Source organism: Cytobacillus gottheilii, assembly GCF_018582665.1.
GTDB classification, from domain to species: domain Bacteria; phylum Bacillota; class Bacilli; order Bacillales; family Cytobacillaceae; genus Cytobacillus; species Cytobacillus gottheilii.
Genome location: NZ_CP071709.1, coordinates 3,836,808 through 3,855,878, shown reverse-complemented (window position 1 = coordinate 3,855,878; position 19,071 = coordinate 3,836,808). Strand labels below are relative to the sequence as shown.

17 protein-coding genes are annotated in these 19,071 nt (G+C 38.8%); 15 read left to right on the top strand and 2 right to left on the bottom strand.

From position 1 onward, the window contains the following. The first annotated feature begins 15 nt into the window (after positions 1-15). The 7 genes from J1899_RS19240 (at position 16) to J1899_RS19210 (ending at position 7,740) form a co-directional block, all read left to right on the top strand. The gene (locus tag J1899_RS19240; protein WP_214476009.1) at positions 16-2,412 is read left to right on the top strand and encodes a DMSO/selenate family reductase complex A subunit; all 2,397 of its coding nucleotides are present in this window, start codon (positions 16-18) and stop codon (positions 2,410-2,412) included. 23 nt (positions 2,413-2,435) lie between these two features. Further along, positions 2,436-3,008: a DMSO/selenate family reductase complex B subunit gene (locus tag J1899_RS19235; RefSeq protein ID WP_214476006.1), complete on the top strand. Its 573-nt coding sequence runs from the start codon at positions 2,436-2,438 to the stop codon at positions 3,006-3,008. 14 nt (positions 3,009-3,022) lie between these two features. After that, a complete protein-coding gene (locus J1899_RS19230; RefSeq protein ID WP_214476004.1) occupies positions 3,023-3,868 on the top strand; it encodes a dimethyl sulfoxide reductase anchor subunit family protein in 846 nt (281 codons plus the stop codon). A gap of 227 nt (positions 3,869-4,095) precedes the next feature. Next, the gene (locus J1899_RS19225; protein ID WP_214476003.1) at positions 4,096-5,790 is read left to right on the top strand and encodes an FAD-dependent oxidoreductase; all 1,695 of its coding nucleotides are present in this window, start codon (positions 4,096-4,098) and stop codon (positions 5,788-5,790) included. A gap of 81 nt (positions 5,791-5,871) precedes the next feature. Continuing rightward, on the top strand, positions 5,872-6,132 hold the full coding sequence (locus J1899_RS19220) for a metal-sensitive transcriptional regulator (RefSeq protein WP_066442699.1): 261 nt from the start codon (positions 5,872-5,874) through the stop codon (positions 6,130-6,132). A 342-nt stretch (positions 6,133-6,474) separates the two neighbouring features. Continuing rightward, entirely contained in the window at positions 6,475-7,125 is a 651-nt protein-coding gene (locus J1899_RS19215; RefSeq protein ID WP_214476001.1) for a hypothetical protein, read from the top strand. Between the two features lie 78 nt (positions 7,126-7,203). Next, positions 7,204-7,740 carry a peroxiredoxin family protein gene (locus J1899_RS19210; protein ID WP_214475998.1) on the top strand — a complete coding sequence of 179 codons (537 nt, stop codon included), beginning with the start codon at positions 7,204-7,206 and terminating at the stop codon, positions 7,738-7,740. Between the two features lie 88 nt (positions 7,741-7,828). Here J1899_RS19210 and J1899_RS19205 read toward each other — a convergent pair whose 3' ends face one another. Next, positions 7,829-8,152: a thioredoxin family protein gene (locus J1899_RS19205; protein ID WP_214475996.1), complete on the bottom strand. Its 324-nt coding sequence runs from the start codon at positions 8,150-8,152 to the stop codon at positions 7,829-7,831. Between the two features lie 172 nt (positions 8,153-8,324). On the opposite strand from J1899_RS19205, the gene J1899_RS19200 reads away from it, so the two are divergent. The 4 genes from J1899_RS19200 (at position 8,325) to J1899_RS19185 (ending at position 12,690) form a co-directional block, all read left to right on the top strand. Beyond that, positions 8,325-9,632, top strand: coding sequence for a spore germination protein (locus J1899_RS19200; RefSeq protein WP_214475994.1), 1,308 nt, complete (start codon positions 8,325-8,327; stop codon positions 9,630-9,632). After that, the gene (locus J1899_RS19195) at positions 9,625-10,701 is read left to right on the top strand and encodes a GerAB/ArcD/ProY family transporter (RefSeq protein ID WP_246586528.1); all 1,077 of its coding nucleotides are present in this window, start codon (positions 9,625-9,627) and stop codon (positions 10,699-10,701) included. The genes J1899_RS19200 and J1899_RS19195 overlap by 8 nt, the downstream gene beginning before the upstream one ends. Beyond that, entirely contained in the window at positions 10,698-11,765 is a 1,068-nt protein-coding gene (locus J1899_RS19190; protein ID WP_246586527.1) for a Ger(x)C family spore germination protein, read from the top strand. The genes J1899_RS19195 and J1899_RS19190 overlap by 4 nt, the downstream gene beginning before the upstream one ends. A gap of 88 nt (positions 11,766-11,853) precedes the next feature. Continuing rightward, entirely contained in the window at positions 11,854-12,690 is an 837-nt protein-coding gene (locus J1899_RS19185; protein ID WP_080844130.1) for a manganese catalase, read from the top strand. Positions 12,691-12,788: 98 nt separating this feature from the next. Here J1899_RS19185 and J1899_RS19180 read toward each other — a convergent pair whose 3' ends face one another. Then, the gene (locus J1899_RS19180) at positions 12,789-14,159 is read right to left on the bottom strand and encodes an aldehyde dehydrogenase (RefSeq protein WP_214475992.1); all 1,371 of its coding nucleotides are present in this window, start codon (positions 14,157-14,159) and stop codon (positions 12,789-12,791) included. A gap of 249 nt (positions 14,160-14,408) precedes the next feature. On the opposite strand from J1899_RS19180, the gene J1899_RS19175 reads away from it, so the two are divergent. The 4 genes from J1899_RS19175 (at position 14,409) to J1899_RS19160 (ending at position 18,794) form a co-directional block, all read left to right on the top strand. Beyond that, the gene (locus tag J1899_RS19175) at positions 14,409-15,833 is read left to right on the top strand and encodes a hypothetical protein (protein WP_214475990.1); all 1,425 of its coding nucleotides are present in this window, start codon (positions 14,409-14,411) and stop codon (positions 15,831-15,833) included. A 171-nt stretch (positions 15,834-16,004) separates the two neighbouring features. After that, a complete protein-coding gene (locus tag J1899_RS19170; protein WP_214475989.1) occupies positions 16,005-16,760 on the top strand; it encodes a DUF2087 domain-containing protein in 756 nt (251 codons plus the stop codon). 21 nt (positions 16,761-16,781) lie between these two features. Continuing rightward, positions 16,782-17,123 (top strand): GIY-YIG nuclease family protein, encoded by a 342-nt coding sequence (locus J1899_RS19165; protein ID WP_214475987.1) that lies wholly within the window; start codon positions 16,782-16,784, stop codon positions 17,121-17,123. A gap of 465 nt (positions 17,124-17,588) precedes the next feature. Beyond that, entirely contained in the window at positions 17,589-18,794 is a 1,206-nt protein-coding gene (locus J1899_RS19160; RefSeq protein ID WP_214475984.1) for an MFS transporter, read from the top strand. Positions 18,795-19,071 lie beyond the last annotated feature (277 nt).

Sequence of the window (19,071 nt, the reverse complement as noted above, 5' to 3'; positions counted from 1 at the left end):
CGGGAGGTTACAGACATGAGTAATGGATTCTTCAATGAACTAAATGAAAAAAAGATTTCAAGAAGAAAATTTATTAAATGGTCGGGTGCCGTATCAGCCCCAGTGGTTTTAGGAGGAATTGCAACAACTGGAAACATGGTGAAAAAAGCTGGAGCGGAATCAGCTGCAAAAAATGCAGATGAACTTGTGCTCACAACTTGTTCAACGGTTAACTGCGGAGGCCGCTGCCTGATTAAGGCGCATATCAATAATGGCGTGGTTACAAGGTTAACAACAGATACAAAAGCCGATACCTTCGAACTGCCGCAGCTGCGGGCTTGTATTCGCGGAAGAGGATACCGCCAATTTGTGTATAATCCTGACCGTTTAAAATATCCAATGAAGCGTGTAGGCAAGCGTGGAGAAGGGAAGTTTGAACGTATTTCCTGGGAGGAAGCGATTGATTATATTGCAAAAGAGTTAACGAGAATAACAGAAAAGTATGGACCTGCCAGCCGTTACAGCAACTATGCGAGCGGGCACTCAGGAAGTATTATCGGTGCAGGAAACATGATTCAGAGATTATTTGGGCTAACAGGCGGATACTTAGGATTTCACAATTCTTATAGTTCTGCACAAACGACAAATGCAACTCCATTTACGTACGGAACAACCCAAACAGGAAGCACTCTGGATAACCTGTCACATTCTAAAATGATTATCCTTTGGGGCCATAATCCGGTTGAAACGAGATTTGGTGTAACAGATTTTTATGTGCGAAAGGCGAAAGAAAATGGAGTGAAGATTGTTGTTATTGATCCGCGCCAATCTGATACGGCTGTAGCACTTGCTGATGAATGGATTCCGATCGCGCCTACAACAGACGCAGCGATGATGGATGCCATGACACATGTCATCATTACAGAAAACTTATATGATAAGAGCTTTGTCGATCAATATTGTGTTGGTTTTGATGAAAACCATATGCCTGATGGTGTGCCAGAGGGAGAGTCTTTAAAAAGTTACATCCTTGGAGAGAAAGATGGTGTTCCTAAGACACCGGAATGGGCTGAAAAAATTACAAGGGTTCCTGCTTCCACTATCCGCAGACTTGCCAGAGAATACGCAACCAATAAACCATCAGCGCTTATGCAGGGGTGGGGACCGCAGCGGCAAGCATATGGTGAACAATTTGTGCGCGGCGGCACAGTGCTTGCAGCCATCACAGGAAATGTGGGTGTGAAAGGCGGATGGGCATCTGGTGCCGGTTATATCAGTCTAGTTAAAACAACAGCTGTGCCTAAAGGCGATAATCCAGTCGGTTTAACCATTCCTTGCTTCTTGTGGACAGATGCCATTGTGCGCGGAACGGAAATGGGTGCTAAAGATGGTGTGAAAGGATTAGCTGAGGAACAGGATGCATTGCCTGTAAATATGAAAGCCATGTTTAATTTAGCCGGTAATACACTGATCAATCAGCATTCTGATTGTAATAAAACAGCAGAGATTTTAAGTGATGAAAGCTTGCTTGAATTAATTGTTGTCAGTGAAATCTTTATGACACCAAGCGCAAAATTTGCTGATATTTTACTTCCTTCCAATACATTTATGGAAAGATGGGATGTCGGTACAACTTGGGCTCCTTCTCAGCAGGCGATTTTGTCACAAAAATGCATTGAAAACATGTATGAATCGAAATCAGATTATGAGTGGATGACAATGCTGGCTAAAAAGCTCGGTGTTGAGCAGAAATTTACTGAAGGAAGAAAAGAGCTGGATTGGATTAAATGGTCGATAGAAGAATCAAGAAAAACAGATCCCAACTTTCCGACATTTGAGGAATTTAAAAAAGAGGGAATTTATCAAGTCTCATTAGAAGGCAATTCAGTGGTCGCGTTCGAACAGCAGATTAAAGATCCTAAAAACAATAAATTTGAAACACCATCAGGAAAAATTGAGATTTTCTCTAAAGCATTGTGGGACATGAATGACCATGAAGAGATTCCAGCGATTCCAAAGTATATCTCATCCTGGGAAGGGCCTGAAGATCCTTTAACAGAAAAATATCCGCTCCAGCTAATTGGCTGGCATTATAAGCGCCGCTGTCATTCTACGTTTGACAACAATAAGTGGCTGGAGGAAGCCGGTCCGCAAGTGATGTGGATGAATGAGCGGGATGCAGCTGCTCGAAACATAAAAGATGGAGATCGTGTGAAGATCTTTAATGACCGCGGTGAAGTTCATATGCCGGTGAAAATGACTAATCGTGTTATTCCGGGAACGATTGCCATTCCGCAAGGGGCATGGTGGAGTCCGGATAAAAATGGGGTTGATCAGCGCGGAAATGTCAATACGCTGACAAGTCAGCGTCCATCTCCATTGGCCAAAGGAAATCCTCAGCATACAAACTTAGTTGAAGTAGCAAGAGTGTAGAAGAATGAAAGGTGGGAGAGCAAGTGGCTCAGCTAGGCTTTTATATAAATAATGATTATTGTACAGGCTGTAAAGCATGTGTGGTAGCGTGTAAAGATAAAAATGATAATGAGGTTGGTGTCAACTTTCGCCGTGTTTATGAGCATTCCGAAGGTGACTATGTAGAAAGAGATCATGCTGTTATTCAAAATATCCAAACCTTTTTCACATCTATTTCTTGCAACCATTGTGAAAATCCAAAGTGTGTGGAAGGATGTCCAACTGGTGCAATGTATAAAAGAGAAGAAGACGGCGTTGTATTAGTAGACCATGATAAGTGTGTCGGCTGTAAATATTGTGTATGGAACTGTCCTTATGGCGCTCCGCAATACAATGAAGTGCTTGGTAAGATGACAAAATGTGATTTCTGTATTGATTTAATCACTGCTGGTGAAAATCCAGCTTGTGTAGGATCTTGTCCAATGCGCGCCATTGAATACGGACCAATCGAAGAACTGCGGGCTAAATATGGAAATGTCAGTGATATAAAAGGATTGCCTAGTTCATCTATTACAAAGCCAAATCTTGTTATTACTGCACACAGAAACGCTAAATAAAGGAGGGTTAAAAGATGCATGAATGGTCCTTACTGATTTTTACTCTTTGCATGCAGGCTGCTATTGGCGGTACTGTGATGCTCCTGATTTTTTATAAAAAGTTATCAAAACTGGATCCAGAACAACAGTTTCAAGTGATGAAACTGCCGATGGTTGTCATTGCCGGATTATCACTTATTGGTCTGGCGGCTTCCTTTACACATTTGGGTTCTCCAGAAAATGCACTGAACACTATTAGACACTTAGGCTCGTCTTGGATGAGCAGAGAGATCCTTGTAACAGGAATGTTTATTGCCGTTGCTTGCGGAGCGGCGGGGCTTGCATTTATTCAGAAAAAGGTGAACGTATGGCTGTTAGCTGCCGGAGCTGTCATTGGACTCTTTGACATCTATTGTATGGGCGCGATTTATTACAACACACTGGTCAGCGGCTGGAATTCCATTAATACGTATACATCTTTTTATGGAACAGCCTTTGTATTAGGACCAATTTTAATTGTGAGTTTGCTTGTACCTTTCCTAAAGACAAAAAATGAAGAACTTGCGCAAGCTTTTGTAAAAAATGCATTCTACATTGCAATAGGCGGAATAGCCATTCAGCTGATCGGTGTTGCTGTATTCGGCATCACTGCTCCTGAAGTGAACCAAATTGCAGGCGTGAATGCGATGGATGCACTTGAAGGTTATCAGACAACCGTTGCGATTAGATGGATGATTGAAATTGTTGGCATATTCTTCATTGGCTACTTGTCCATTGCAATGAATAAAAAAATCCCATTCTACTTTGCATATGGGGCACTGGCTGTACTATTGCTGGCAGAAGGCATGAGCCGGTATGTGTTTTATGTCATGGGAGCATAAGATAATGGAAGAAAGCTGTCACTTTGAGTGGCAGCTTTCTTCGTTATCGCAGCACAGCAAAAAGTGAAAAGCTTGATTGGCAAGTTCACTTTAGAATTATAGATTAATAAGGAACCTTGCACTCGAATCAAATCATGCTCTAAATATCTAATAATCAATCACTCTAGTTGACTACCTACCCCTAGGGGTATAATATTATACATAAGATAACCAAAGGAGTGACAAAGATGGGGAAAAAGATCGTAATTGTGGGTGGAGTTGCTGGAGGAGCGTCTGTTGCAGCAAGAGCAAGGAGACTGGACGAGCATGCAGAGATTATTATGTTTGATAAAGGACCGCATGTTTCCTTTTCAAATTGTTCCCTGCCATATCATTTAAGCGGCATTGTAGAAGATAGCCAAAAGCTCGTGTTAATGAATCCTGAAATATTTAAAAAGAGATACAATATTGAAGCGAGAGTAAGTCAAGAAGTGGTGAAAATCAATCGCAAAGAAAAAACCATTTCAGTGAAGAATTTAGCAACAGGGGAATTATACGAAGAAACTTATGATCACTTAGTTCTTTCACCAGGAGCAAAACCAATTCGGCCAAATCTTGAAGGTGTGAACAATGCGAATGTCTTTACAGTAAGAAATGTAGCGGATATTGAAAAAATGGATCGCTTTATAAAAACTGAAAAGGTTCAAAAGGCAGCTGTAATAGGTGGGGGATTCATTGGCGTAGAAGTCGCTGAAAACTTAAAATTAGCAGGACTAGACGTTTCCTTAGTTGAATTTGCTGATCAAGTTATGACACCTTTTGACTATGATATGGCTCAGATTCTTCATAAAGAGCTGGTGGATCATGGTGTAGAGCTTATTTTAAATGATGGCTTAGCAAAAATCTCTGATTCCTTTGTAGAAACAAATTCAGGCCGAAAAATAGAAGCGGACGTTGTTGTTTTGGCTATTGGAGTTAAACCAGAAACGGCTTTAGCAGAGGATGCTGATCTAGAAATTGGCGAAACAGGTGCGATTAAGGTCAACCATAACTATCAAACAAGTGACCAAAATATTTATGCTGTTGGTGATGCTATTGAGGTACATCATCGTTTATTAAACAAACCAACCAGATTGGCCCTCGCAGGTCCAGCATTAAAGCAGGCCAGAGCGGCTGCGGACCATATGTATGGGATTCCAAATAGAAATCAAGGGGTGATTGGTTCGTCTTCAATTCACCTTTTTGACCTGAATGCTGCTGCAACTGGATTGAATGCAAGAACCGCCAAAGATGCGGGTATTCCTCACGACTCTGTTTATGTTATGCCTGGAGATAAAGTTGGGTTGATGCCAAATAGCAATCCAATGCATTTTAAACTGGTATATGAATATCCGACTGGCAGGATTCTAGGTGCACAGGCCATTGGGAAAGGAAATGTCGACAAGCGAATTGATGTCATCGCAGCAATTATCAAGCTGAATGGAACAATAGAGGATTTAAAAGACCTTGAATTAACCTATTCACCGATGCTCGGGACGGCAAGGGATGTCGTAAATCATGCTGCCTTAGTAGCAGAGAATCAGCTTCATGGCCTATATAAGGAAGTTAAGGTTTCGCAGGTTCGTGATTTAGTAGAAAGTAATGCCTTTATTATTGATGCCCGTGAAAAGGGAGAATATCAGGCAGGGCATTTAAAAAATGCAGTTAACATTCCGCTTAGCGAATTTAGAGACAGACTGGATGAGATTCCAACAGATCAGCCAGTGTATATTCATTGCCGTTCAGGTCAGCGCAGTTACAATATGGTCATGGCATTAAATAACTTAGGCTATGAAAATATATATAATATTTCTGGGTCTTATTTAGGCATTAATATTTATGAGTATTTTAACGATCTCGTGAGCAGAAGAGAAAAGATCGTTACGCAATATAATTTTAAGTAAGGGATGTTAAAAGTAACACCTATAAAAGTATCTCCTATTATGTCTTTTAGGGTACAATAGGTGAAAAAGGGGGGAAGTAGGATGGAATATGATAAATCCGTTGTAAACCGTTTAAAACGTATTGAAGGTCAGCTTAAGGGCGTTTTGCAGATGATCGAACAAAACAAGGATTGCCGTGACGTCATCACCCAATTATCAGCTTCCCGCAGTGGAATTGACAGAACGATTGGCCTTATTGTCAGCATGAACTTAGAACAATGTATTCGGGAGAACCTGGAAAAGGGGGAAAGCACAGAGGATTTAGTGAAAGAAGCAGTCAATTTATTGGTGAAAAGCAGATAAAGTTCAATACCATAAGAAAAAGTATTGGACTTTTTCTTTTCATAATAATATACGCATGCGGGTATTCATTAGAAAAGGTACCCTTACTGAATGGTTAAATGTCATCATTTAATTATTAAAAACAAGACTTTGAGAAAATAAGCAATGTTACTGGCGTTATGAGTGCTTGGATGTAATGAGGTAACATTACACATGAGGACAGTGAAGTCATAGCACTTTACTGTCTTTGTTTTATGCTCATAAAAGGGACTCCCTATGCCTTGAATTTTTTATGAGTTTTCACGGATTCTTCATACTTACAGTGTATTGTTTTTGTATAAGGGTGATCGGAGGAAATCCTATATGGCGATAACCAGTAAATTATTATTTTTTGGAATCGTTACATTTAGCTTTTTGGCTGGCGTCATAGCTTTTTATTTTTTAAGTGAGCAGTCGAAGGAACAAAAGAAAAAAGAACTTGATGAAGTTATAACAGCACTATTGAATTTTGTAATCTTTATGATTATAGGAAAGGTGCTGATCCATTGGCGAATTTTTATTGATGACCCATTAGCAGTGTTAGCTTATCCAAGTAATTCTTCAGCGTTTTATTTGGCAGTTCTGTTCAGTATTGTACTGATTGTTTATAAATCTAAATATAAACAGCTTCCTTTTGTTGGTTTTAGTACTGCTTTTCTGCATATTTTCTTATCAGCAACTTTTTTATATGAGTTTATTCAACTGGTGTGGAAGAATAACTCTTTGAGTCTTGGAAACATGATCATAGCTGGTTTAGTTCTTGTTTTATATTTTTATCTTCGTGAGCGGTTGAAATCTGTAAATCTTGTTTGTGCGCTCCTTATTGGCTGGTCAGCAGGAATGCTTATATTATCTTACTTCCAGCCATTTATCACGATTTTCGGATTTATCGTAGTCAGTTGGTTTGTCCTGGTATTTTTGGTACTCGGTTTAGCAGTTATGATTATTAGAAATCTAGTCCTGAATCGTCAATAAAGCAGTTAATCGTGTTATTGCATTTTATTTTCTCCGATTTTTTTATGAGGATGTTAAATAGGAGTAGGAGGGCAGGTTATGAAAAATACAATAGTTGTTGGAGTTATTTTAGCTATGCTGGTTTGGGCTATTTACGATTTCACAAATACGAACAACACAGCCAAGCAGCTTAATGAAAGTGAGAATGAGGTTGGTCTAGAAGTTGGGGATGTAGCACCTGATTTCGAACTTGCATTGTTAAATAAAGAGGAACGTGTAAAACTATCTGATTTTCGGGGACAGCGTGTTATGGTGAATTTCTGGGCAACCTGGTGTCCGCCATGCCGGGCAGAGATGCCGGATATGGAAAAGTTTCATCAAGATCGTGATGTAGCGATATTAGCTGTAAACATGACCGACACTGAAATGAATGATGAGCAGGTTGGGAATTTTGCTGATACATACGAATTAACATTTCCGATTTTATTAGATGAAGAAGCTGAAATGGCTGATTTGTATAATATCCAACCCCTTCCGACTACATATATGATAGATTCGAATGGCGTTATTCAATATAAAACTTTAGGGGCTATGAATTACGAATTGATGATACAGGAATTTGAAAAAATGGATTAATCGCCAAAACGTGCAAAAGCTTCCGCTATTCATAGCGTGATGCTTTTGCACGTTTTTTAATTGAATCTCACCAATTCTTCGCTCTCATCTATTGCGTAATTTGATCCAATTGATTCTTTAAATCTTCCATACGCACAAATCGATTTTCTCTAATCAACTCTTTTCCATTCACGAGAAGCAGCATGGCAGGTACGGTAAACACTAAAAACTCTCCAGCTACTTGTTTGACCTGATCTGCGTCCACCTTTCCCACATGAATTTGTGGATATTCATCAAGTAACTCCTGAACCTTTGGCCATACAACATGACAAACACTGCAATTTTGTCTGGATATATAGATAAATGATTTCTGATGATTATTTATGAAATCTCTAACCATTTCTATGGAGGTCAGTTCAGTATATCCGCTCATACTCTTTCACCTTTCTTTGTAAAATTCTTTAATTAAATTGAATCGTATACCACGCGGGGTATATATTCAATAAAAAGGATCGCTAATGTTTACCACTTTTCTTTACTCATCAACATAATTTTTTTCTTATTGGCAAAACTACTCCCAATTATAAGATGAAAGGATATCACATATGAATTCTTTTATTGGAAAGATAAAAGTTGTTTTTCAGGGAAATGACGATTTCTTCTGTAAAAAACAAATAATCTGCGGAGAGTCCGTTTTTGTAATAGGCTTAGACAGCTTGGTTGAATTAGATAAAACACTTGGAGAACTGAAAGAATATAAGGCAATCGAAGAGATTGAGCAGCACGGAGAGGAGCTGGCGGATATTGAAACAGCTGAAGCCTCTCTATTAGAAGGCAAACTGCTGCTTGCCAGAACGAATAAGGATCTTGCTATTAGTCTTGTACCAGCTCCTGTTTCTTTAAATCGTTCGATTGAAAGCTCTTCAAATGAAAATGTTGTGTTAGGTTCGCCCATTTCTTTCAATGAGGATATTAAACTCAATATTGGACTGGTCCGGAAGAATATGAAATCACAGCATTTAAAGGTTAAAACCTATGAAATTGGCAAACAGTATAAGAAGGAAATAGCTCTTCTCTATAATCAGGAAACGGTTCATTCTGAACTGCTGTCCAAAATCCAAGGTCAAATTACAAAATTTATGCATCAAGCAGAACTTGATTGTATACAGGATGCCTATAAGATGCTTGGATTAAAAAAGTGGAGTTTCGTTACGCAAATCAATACAACTGAAACCCCAGATGAAGCGCTGCGAGCAATCAGAAAGGGAAGAGTGGTTCTATTTATTGATAGACTATCATTAGCTCTTATCCTGCCTGGTGTATTAAGAGATATGATTTTTTTGTATAACGACCATAATTACCCATACCCGCTTATGCTTTCTGTACGGATGCTCCGAATAATGGGTATTCTTCTTGCGTTAATTATTCCTGGATTATATGTAGCATTAGTGGCAGTAAACCCCGAAGTACTAAGAATAGAGATTGCATTGTCAGTTGCACAAAGCAGGGAGGGTGTTCCCTATCCAGCGATTATTGAGATTCTTATTATGCTTCTGATCCTAGAATTAATCTTAGAGGCAAGTATCCGGCTGCCAAACAGTATTGGTCCTACAATCACAATGGTAGGGGGCATTATTTTAGGACAGGCGGTTGTAGAAGCAAAGCTGGTCAGTAACCTGCTCATCATTATTTTAGCTGCAGCTACAATTGCCAACTCGACCATAGTAGGATTTCAAAATTCCATTTCTATAAGGATCTTTAAGTATCTTATCGTTTTCCTGGCATCCCTTTATGGGATTCTTGGTCTTTTGGTAGGCTTGTTTATTATATGTACCTATTTGTCCAGTATTGAAACATTCGGCATTCCCTATTTGCATTTTAATTTAAATAAAGGAGAAAAAAGCAGTGGATAAAAGCTGGCAGATTGTAGTGATGTACATACTGACACACTTAGGACTAATATTCTTTCTATACCCTGCAAATATCATAGAGAGTTCAAGTGAAGCTCAATGGATCCCAATTGGCATAGGCGTTATCTTGCATTTTGTAATCGTCTTAATTTACTTAAAAGGATTAAGTTACTTTCAAAATAAAAATATTATTGAAATATATTCTTCTTTTGGGAAGCTATGGACCATTCTTTTATTAATACCTACAGGCTTATACTTATTAATGATCAATATCATTACGGTCAGAGCTTATTCAGAGATCATTAATATCATTTTTCTTACAAAGACTCCGCTTTGGGCTATAATGCTCCTTATTCTGTCTATTTCCTGTTATTTGTCCATGCAGGAGCTTTCAGCCATTTTTAAGACAGGCTTTCTCTTGTCTTTTCTTTTTCTCCCATTAGTTCTATTTGTTATATGTATTTCTTTTCAGAATGTAGATTGGCGCTATGCTTTTCCTATGTGGAGCAGTGACTTCTCTTTTATCAAAAAACAATCCTATTTTAATAGTTACTTTGCTATTGGGGGAGGGTTCCTATTTTTAGGATTTATCCAGCCTGTGCTATCTTTTCGGAACTCAAGGATCCTCATTGGCCTGGCAGCAATAGTACCTGCCTTTTTATTATCTGTTTATGTGCCAGTGTTAACATTTGGTCAGGCTACAGCTGAGACCTTTATATTTCCCTATGTTGCTGCTGTCGATGGCATTAATATATCTTGGCTCATGTTTGATCGAATCACCATGTTTTTTCTTTTATGCCTAATCACATTTATTATGTTATTTATTGCGCTTGTTTTATGGAAAACAGTACAAATTACAAAATATTATATTCCTATTTTATCAGAGAAATGGGCAGCGATTGGCCTGGCATTCTTCATCTATTGCATCTGTCTGCTTATCCCTAATTGGAGTGACACAGAGAGATTGTTTCAGATTAATACGCCTTTACGTTTTTACGTCATTTTACTTGTTCCGCTTTCCATATTTGGTTTAGGTTTTTGGAAGAAACGTAAAGAGGGTGTGAATGGGTGAAAAGATGTTTGCTTCTTATCCTATTGCTTACTTCAATGTTCATCCTAAGCGGCTGCTGGGATAATAAAGACATTAATCATCGTGTGATGCCTGTTGTACTCGGTGTGTCACAGAAGGACGAAAACTATGAAGTGTATCTGCAAATTCCGCAGCCGGCTGGGGGACAGATTGAAACCATCGTTGTGTCTGGTACTGGTAAAACTGTAAATGAGATTGTTGATCGCATAAGTGCAAATATGGAAAGAAGTGTGGATCTTTTGCATGTCAAAGTCGTTGTTGTGGACCGAGAGCTAGCTGAAAAAGGAGTGAAGGATCTAATTTCTGGTTTTATCCGATCAAGGGATATATCCTCCAAAGCTTTATTTGCTGTTATTGATCAGGATTTGTCCACATTTTTTGGTGCCATGACCAGTGAACCAAAAGCAGAAGGAACCATTTTATTAGATTTCTTTGAAAAAAGTGCGGGCTGGGATCCGCAAATAGCATTAACAAGAATATGGGAAGTATATCGAAGCATCTATTCTTACACAAATGACGTTGCTGTGCCTTTGTTGAAGCTTGGAAAAACAACATTGGTCGAGCATACAGGATCTGCGATTATTAAAAATGGCGTAATGAAGGGGGATATTTCAGCCCACAAAACTCTATTATATAATGCCTTTAATGGAGAAAGTACACTGGGTAAAATAGAAGTGCTGGATGATGCAAGTGTCATGATCCTAGGAGAGAAAATGAAGTTCAAAGGCAAACTGGAAGATGATAAACCGGTTTTTTCGCTATTTCTAAAACTAAAAGTGACCATATTGGAAACGATCAATGATCCTTCTGAAAACGAGATTAAAAAGGAACTAGAACAGCTGCTGACTGAAAGATATCAAAGCCTTTTTGAGGAGATGAAAGAAAGTGAGTCAGACATTCTCGGAATTGGCCAATACTTTAGACGCGAAATTCCTCGTGATCAATTAAAGGAATGGCGCAGTGTTTATTTCCCAGAACTGAAAGTGAACTTTGATATAGAGATAGATATTCAAAACACAGGGAATTTAAAAATACCAAAAGAATAAAGAAGCGATACCCAATAATTGCATAAATTCAACCCCGCTGCACACAATACATATGTATTTTATATACTTAAAAAAGAGGGTGCAGCCAATGTTCTATCATATTAAAGAACTTCAGTATAATGCAAAGCCAGAACGTCCAGATCCTGTTTATGCAAAGAAGCTTCAGGAAATACTCGGAGGCCAGTATGGTGAAATGAGTGTAATGGTTCAGTATTTGTTCCAGGGATGGAATTGTAGAGCAGAGAAAAAGTATCGTGATATGCTGTTGGATATTGGAACAGAAGAGATAGCTCATGTTGAAATGCTGGCTACGATGATTGCTCAGCTACTTGATGGTGCACCGGTTAAGGAACAGGAGGCAGCAGCCAAAGATCCCATCATCCATGCAGCCATGGGCGGTATGAATCCGCAGCATGTGATTGTCGGCGGGCTTGGAGCCAAGCCTGATGATAGTACTGGATACCCTTGGAATTCACGTTATACAATAGCCAGCGGAAATTTGCTAGCAGACTTTCGTGCCAATTTAAATGCAGAATCACAAGGTAGATTACAGGCAGTGCGCCTTTACGAAATGACTGATGATCCTGGTGTTAGAGATATGCTCTCTTTCATGATTGCCAGAGATACGATGCATCAAAATCAGTGGCTTGCTGCTATTGCGGAAATTGAACAAAAAGAAGGTTTGGTAGTACCTGCAACATTCAACAGAGAAAATGAAAAGCAAGAAGTTTCTTACTCATTCATGAATTACTCAAAAGGAACAGAGAGCGCTGCTGGCCGCTGGGCATCTGGTGCAAGTATGGATGGAAAGGGTCAATTTGAATATATTGAAAATCCAGAGGCTATGGGTCAAATCCCGAATCTTGCTCCTGCACCAGTATATGTACATGGAACACTTCCAGGATCACCGCCTCCAATGCAATAGAAAAATAAAGACTATCGAGCTTCTGTTCGATAGTCTTTATTTTAATTCCCTTTAAAAATTTGGGTATTATAAATCTTTCTGCTGATTGCTGGTGTGGTCTAACCCAAAAACCTCCGAATCCACTTCAATCCATCCTTACTATTCGGATAGCGAAATGGCATATCAAAAACAGTCGACTGTTTCAGGACACTTTTTTCATGAGAAAAGGCATTAAAGCTGCTCTTGCCATGATAGGAACCCATCCCGCTTGTTCCAACTCCTCCAAAAGGCAGGTGGGGAGTGGCCAGATGGTATAGCGTGTCATTAATGCAGCCGCCGCCAAATGAAATGCTTTCAAGAACATGATGTTCAATCTGCTTATCACTAGTAAATAAATAGAGCGCAAGCGGGTTCGGAAAGTTTAAAACACCTGCTATAACATCATCAATGTCCTTGTATTCCATAATTGGAAGGAGAGGACCAAATATTTCATCCCCCATAATAGGTGATCCCCAATTTACATCTGTGATGACAGTTGGTTCAATGGAGAGGTTTTCTTTATTCGTTTTTCCGCCGTATGCAATTTGGCCGCTTGTCAGAAACTCTTGAAGGCGATTAAAGTGCTTTTCGCTGACAATGTGGGTATAGTCACGATTTTCGAGCGGTTGTTTGCCATATAGGTCGGCAATGGCATCTTTTAGGCACGTTAAAAATGACTCTCTTACCTTTTCATGTACATAAACATAATCTGGTGCGATGCACGTTTGACCTGCATTGATAAATTTGCCCCAGGCAATGCGCTTAGCTGCAAGCTTTAAGTCTGCATCATGATGAACAATGGCAGGGCTTTTTCCGCCAAGCTCAAGTGTAAGAGGAGTCAGATGCTTTGAGGCTGCTTCCATTACAATCTTTCCAACAGGTACACTTCCCGTAAAGAATAAATAGTCAAAAGGCTCGTTCAGCAAGGCTTGACTTGTTTCAACGGCACCTTCCACGACTGCAATGTACTCTTCGGGAAATACAGATTCTATCATCTTCTTAATGAGAGCAGAAATGGCTGGCGTAAGCTCTGACGGTTTAATAATGGCACAATTTCCAGCACTGATTGCGCCTATTAAAGGAGCGATCGCCAGCTGGAACGGGTAATTCCAGGGTGCAATAATTAAGGCGCTTCCATATGGCTGCGGATAAATATAGCCTTTTGTTCCTGTATGGCTTAAAGCAGTCTTCACTTTTCGAGGTTTTGCCCATTTGTGTAAATGCTTTTTTGTAAACTTAATTTCCTCCAATAGGATACCAATTTCCGTTGTATATGCTTCAAATTCTGACTTGTTTAAGTCTTTGCGAAGTGCATCTATAATCTCTTGTTCATGAGCTTTAATTATGGAGCGCAATTGATCCAATGCTTCTAATCGAAATGAAATGCTTTTGGTTTGATTGCTACGAAAATATTCTTGTTGTTTTTGCCGTAATGGCTTGTAGTTTTCCATCTATTCCGCACTCCTTCTTTTGGAGAGTATATTGAACATTTCATTTGCTTGTAAGCAGCAGATAAGTTCTCTATATCATACCATGTAACACATATGAGATCATGAATCAGCACCTGCAATAATCCTCATTTGTGAGGTTTTTGTGTACTTTCGGAGCGATGAACAGATTATACTTGGAATAGTTAACTTCTAAGAATTGTTTATGGTAAAATTCAACTAACCATTTTTCTTTAAAGAGGGGCCCATACAGTGAACAAAACAGTGTTAGACAAATTAAAAACATACATATATGGATTTGATGTTTTGGAAATTGATGTTTTCCCGGCAGAGGGCGATCCTAACTCTTTTGACTTTATTGATCGTGAGGAAGATGAGGTGATTGCTTCCGCGAATTTTGATGAAGAAGGTCTGGCTAACTTTTCTACCTATAATGATGAAGAATCTCAAACAGGACCATTAAAGAGGGATGTGCTTATTAATAAAGCATACACCTTTATTGATGAATTTTATCCAAGGGATTTCAGTGAAACGCTCTGTTTATCTGCATTAATTGATATGGATGATTTCACGATGATTGTCTTTAATCAGAAGGACAAAAAGTTTGGATTTGAACTTCCTAATTCTGGGGTAAGTTTTTCAATTATGCCAAATGGAACGATCAGTCATGTGGAGAGAGATTATCATAAAGTTGAGGTCATTTATCCGAAAAGCTGTATCACTGCTGAAAAAGCAAAGAATATCTTTTTGCAAGAGCTTCGGTTAGTGCCTGTCATAGCTAAATATGATAAAGATACATATGTCAACGGAGATAACCGTTATTACTTTGTCTATGAAATAGAAGATTATGTGATGGAGGTAGGAGCAGACGGAAAGCTGCAGACAATCGAAATGTTTGGAGTCGAACGCCAGCAATATGCTGGGAAAGTCTATCTGTCCGATCCTGCTGATTTATATACACTGGCAGGATTAACGGAAGATCACATGAAGATTTACGAAAGCAAAACAAAGAAGGGCCGCATCGAGGTTTGGAGCAAAAAAAACAAACAAGAGCTTGCTGTTGAGAATGCGGAACTGGCAGAAATTCAATTAGCGATTCCAGATACGGTTAAGCTGCTATTCAATCAGGATGGTGGATTACTGCGCTTACTAAGTGAAGATAATAATGCAAATGCAACAATGGTGACAGCAGAACAAGCGCTGAAAAAAGCAAATGAAGTAATATCAGAAGAATATACAAAAAATAAAAGTACGTTTCAATTACTTCAAGGTGATGCCGAATTGCACCATTATACCAATGAAGGTCAATCAGAAATATATGCTTATCGTTTTTGTTATCACCGTTTTGAACAAGGCATAAAAGTTCAAAATGCTGAAATTGCCATCGAAATCAGCGCCAAAACAGGCTCCCTGCTTAGAGTTGAAACAGATCAGGTTATTTTTGCTGATCTTAGTATGCTAAATATTCAGCAGTCTATTACGATAGAAGAAGCAGCGGAAACATATAAAAAGGGTCTGTCCATGGAGCTGTCATGGGTAAAAGATCTGGAAAACGGCATGTATTCATTAGCTTTTGTCCCTTCTTTTCCACAAACAAAAGGTCATATCCGCTGCATCAATGCAATCAGCGGGGAACCCTGGATTATCGATACATCCTGCATGGAAGAATTTGAATAAGAAACATAAACGTCCGCAAATTTGCAGGCGTTTTTTTTTTCGAAATTCAAGAAGGCATCGTTTTGCACCTCAGTGATTCCTAGATCATATTCAAATCTGAGTATTGACATAAAACAAACATAATTCTATAATGTCTATAAATAAACAAACATAATTAAGAGGTGTCTATTTATGAAAGCGGAGGAATTGTTCTGGGATGCAACCGTAGAGGAATTGAAAAAAGGTTATATAGAGAAAGGGCAGCATTTTGTTTGCTTATTATGCGGGAGATCATCAGAAAGAGGAATTGTGTATGAGCAGCATGGCGTCTTTTACGAAGCGGAAAAATTTATGCAGCTTCATCTAAAAGAGGAGCATCAGTCTGTTTTTCATCACTTGATGGGATTAGATAAGAAGCTGACAGGTTTAACGGAACATCAAAACCGGCTGCTGCGTTTATTTTATGAGGGAAAAAGTGATAGGGAAATTCGGGAGGAAATGGGGATTGGCAGTGCCTCGACAATACGAAATCATCGGTTTGTTCTGAAAGAAAAGGAGCGTCAGGCAAAACTGTTTTTAACACTGATGGAGCTGCTGAAGGAACATGACCATGATGAGCCGGCTTTTATCCCAATCCACCCTCATGCCCGAATGATTGATGACCGCTACAATGTGACAGAAGAAGAGAGCATTAAGATCCTGAATAAGTATTTTCCTCAAGGTGTGGAAGGGAAACTGGCATCCTTTCCTCCAAAGGAAAAGCAAAGACTCATTATTTTAAGAGCCGCAGCAGAAAGAATCAGCCCGGAGAAAAAGTATGATGAGAAAGAAATGAACACAGTATTAGCTGGCGTGTTTGATGATTATGTATTGCTGAGACGGTATTTAATAGAGTATGGATTTCTAGCACGTGAAAAAGACGGCAGTGCATATTGGCTGAAAAAATAACCGAGAGGCAGGCTGAATATTTTGGAACGAAGAAAAGAATTAAAGCAATTATATAAGGAAACAAAAGTGGAAGCAGGTGTTTATAAAATCACAAATAAAGAAAATGGGCGGATTTTTATTGGAAGTACTCCTAATCTAAAAACATTAAATGGAGTTAAGTTTACACTAAATAATGGAACAAGTTTTCATAAAGAGCTGCAGGAGGACTGGAGCAGATTGGGAAGCGATTCATTTCAAATAGAAGTTGTAGAAGTGTTAAAACAGCCTGAAGAAGGCTATTTTGACAGCAAAAAGGAACTTGAAAAATTAGAACAAAAATGGCTGGATGAGCTTATGCCTTTTGGAGAAAATGGGTATAACTAGGATTGTTTAAAGTGAAAATGGGTCTAAAAAAACAGGAAAAGTGCTGTGTTGAGATCCAGAGATTCCGCTTTTGTCTTATCTGAAAGCAGGAAAATGGGTTCATTGATCTCACTAAAAGAAGATCCACTGAAGCCAAATATACTTATGGATTTTAACTTGTTTTTATAATAATTAACTTGATTAACTGGAAAAAACCATGTAAGATTTAAAGATAAAATTTGAAGAGGTGACCATAGAAAAATGATCTGCTAATCCTGTTTTAATAAATTTTCGTTTTTTGAAGAACTCTTTTAAATAGGATTAGTCTAAAATTGGATAGAAAATGATCATTTATGCTTAGTGTGACAGCACTATGCCTTTTTCTACGGTTAGACTGGATCCTATCCCATTATGACGGATAGGATCTTTTATTTTTCGCATTCAATAAATTTTATCAACTATACAGTATGAAAGTGAGGTTTTACGATGTCTCCTGATCAAAGGAAGAAATTAACGATTTTAATGGTCAATATGTTTATTGCCATAGGAAGTTTTGGGATTGTCATCCCGATCCTCCCTCAATATCTAGAATCAATTAATCAGGGGGGAACTGCAGCTGGGCTCATGATTGCGATTTTTGCTGGTGCACAGCTGATCATGTCTCCCATTGCAGGAAAATGGACTGATCAATACGGCCGCAGAAAAATGATTATATTTGGTTTATCTGGTTTAACCGCATCTATGTTTGTTTTTTATGCCGTTGATTCCATTTACCTGCTGTATGTCTCCCGCGTAATTGGAGGAGTTGGTGCAGCCCTGATGATTCCGGCGATCTTTGCCTATGTTGCTGATATTACAACGATGGATCAGCGTGCAAAAGGAAATAGCCTTGTATCTGCAGCTATGTCATTAGGGATTGTAATCGGTCCCGGTGTCGGTGGATTTTTAGCGGAGTATGGATTAAAGGTGCCTTTCCTTGTTTCTGCCCTTGTCTCCCTTGTTGCTGTTATTTTCTCTGTTATTGTATTAAAAGAAAGTATGTCTGAGCAGGCTGCAGCAGCTGCAAAAAATGTACAGGAAGAATCAATGGCAAGCAAAATGATTCGCTCTGTAAAAATGCCTTATTTTGTTCCGCTTATTATTACGCTTGTGATGAGCTTCGGATTAATGGCTTATGAATCCGTATTAGGACTTTTTGTAGATAATCAATTTGGTGCCTCACCTCAGGATATTGCTCTTATGATTACAGCCACTGGTATTATTAGTGTGGTTGTTCAATTGTTTATTGTTGATCGTCTTGTTTCAAAAATTGGTGAAGGTAAAGTATTAAACATCTTCTTAGGCGTTGCAGCTTTTGGTTTCTTATTAACCTTATTTGCTTCAAGCTATGCTGTTTTCTTTGCCATCACATTATTAATCTTTTTAGCTACATCGATTCTCCGCCCGGTATTAAACACGCTTATTTCAAAATTAGCGGGCAATGAACAAGGCTTTGCGATGGGCATGAATAACTCTTATATGAGTATCGGAAATATTTTAGGGCCAACGATTGCCGGAATGCTTTATGATGTGAATATTATATATCCATTTATTCTAGGTCTGGTATTCCTTTCTGTTACAATGACGGTGACCATGATCTGGCAAAAGAAACTGAAACAAAAAAATGCTGCAGTTAAGCTTCAGCAGTCATAAAATAGGCTATTGTCATCTTGCTTTATATTCCAGCGAATGATATGATGTTGCTAACTTAAATGAACGGAGGCTTCCACTAATGCAATCAATCAGACTACGTTTTCCCACTTTGAACCAGTAACTGAATATGGTCAAAAACTCTGCGCCTTGCAGGGTAAACGGGATTGGTCTGCCTTCATTAGAGGAAGTTACATTTGCATATAACGGCAAAGAAGAGGGGATGAATCGTTCTCTCTTTTTTGCTGTCTTTTTTTATACCTTCAGAAAGTCTAAATGA

Excerpts from the sequence above, each read along its gene's own strand:
- J1899_RS19240 (WP_214476009.1), top strand. The coding sequence starts at position 16 with ATGAGTAATGGATTCTTCAATGAACTAAATGAAAAAAAGATTTCAAGA.
- J1899_RS19230 (WP_214476004.1), top strand. The coding sequence starts at position 3,023 with ATGCATGAATGGTCCTTACTGATTTTTACTCTTTGCATGCAGGCTGCT.
- J1899_RS19225 (WP_214476003.1), top strand. The coding sequence starts at position 4,096 with ATGGGGAAAAAGATCGTAATTGTGGGTGGAGTTGCTGGAGGAGCGTCT.
- J1899_RS19220 (WP_066442699.1), top strand. The coding sequence starts at position 5,872 with ATGGAATATGATAAATCCGTTGTAAACCGTTTAAAACGTATTGAAGGT.
- J1899_RS19215 (WP_214476001.1), top strand. The coding sequence starts at position 6,475 with ATGGCGATAACCAGTAAATTATTATTTTTTGGAATCGTTACATTTAGC.
- J1899_RS19210 (WP_214475998.1), top strand. The coding sequence starts at position 7,204 with ATGAAAAATACAATAGTTGTTGGAGTTATTTTAGCTATGCTGGTTTGG.
- J1899_RS19205 (WP_214475996.1), bottom strand. The coding sequence starts at position 8,152 with ATGAGCGGATATACTGAACTGACCTCCATAGAAATGGTTAGAGATTTC.
- J1899_RS19200 (WP_214475994.1), top strand. The coding sequence starts at position 8,325 with ATGAATTCTTTTATTGGAAAGATAAAAGTTGTTTTTCAGGGAAATGAC.
- J1899_RS19185 (WP_080844130.1), top strand. The coding sequence starts at position 11,854 with ATGTTCTATCATATTAAAGAACTTCAGTATAATGCAAAGCCAGAACGT.
- J1899_RS19180 (WP_214475992.1), bottom strand. The coding sequence starts at position 14,159 with ATGGAAAACTACAAGCCATTACGGCAAAAACAACAAGAATATTTTCGT.
- J1899_RS19170 (WP_214475989.1), top strand. The coding sequence starts at position 16,005 with ATGAAAGCGGAGGAATTGTTCTGGGATGCAACCGTAGAGGAATTGAAA.
- J1899_RS19160 (WP_214475984.1), top strand. The coding sequence starts at position 17,589 with ATGTCTCCTGATCAAAGGAAGAAATTAACGATTTTAATGGTCAATATG.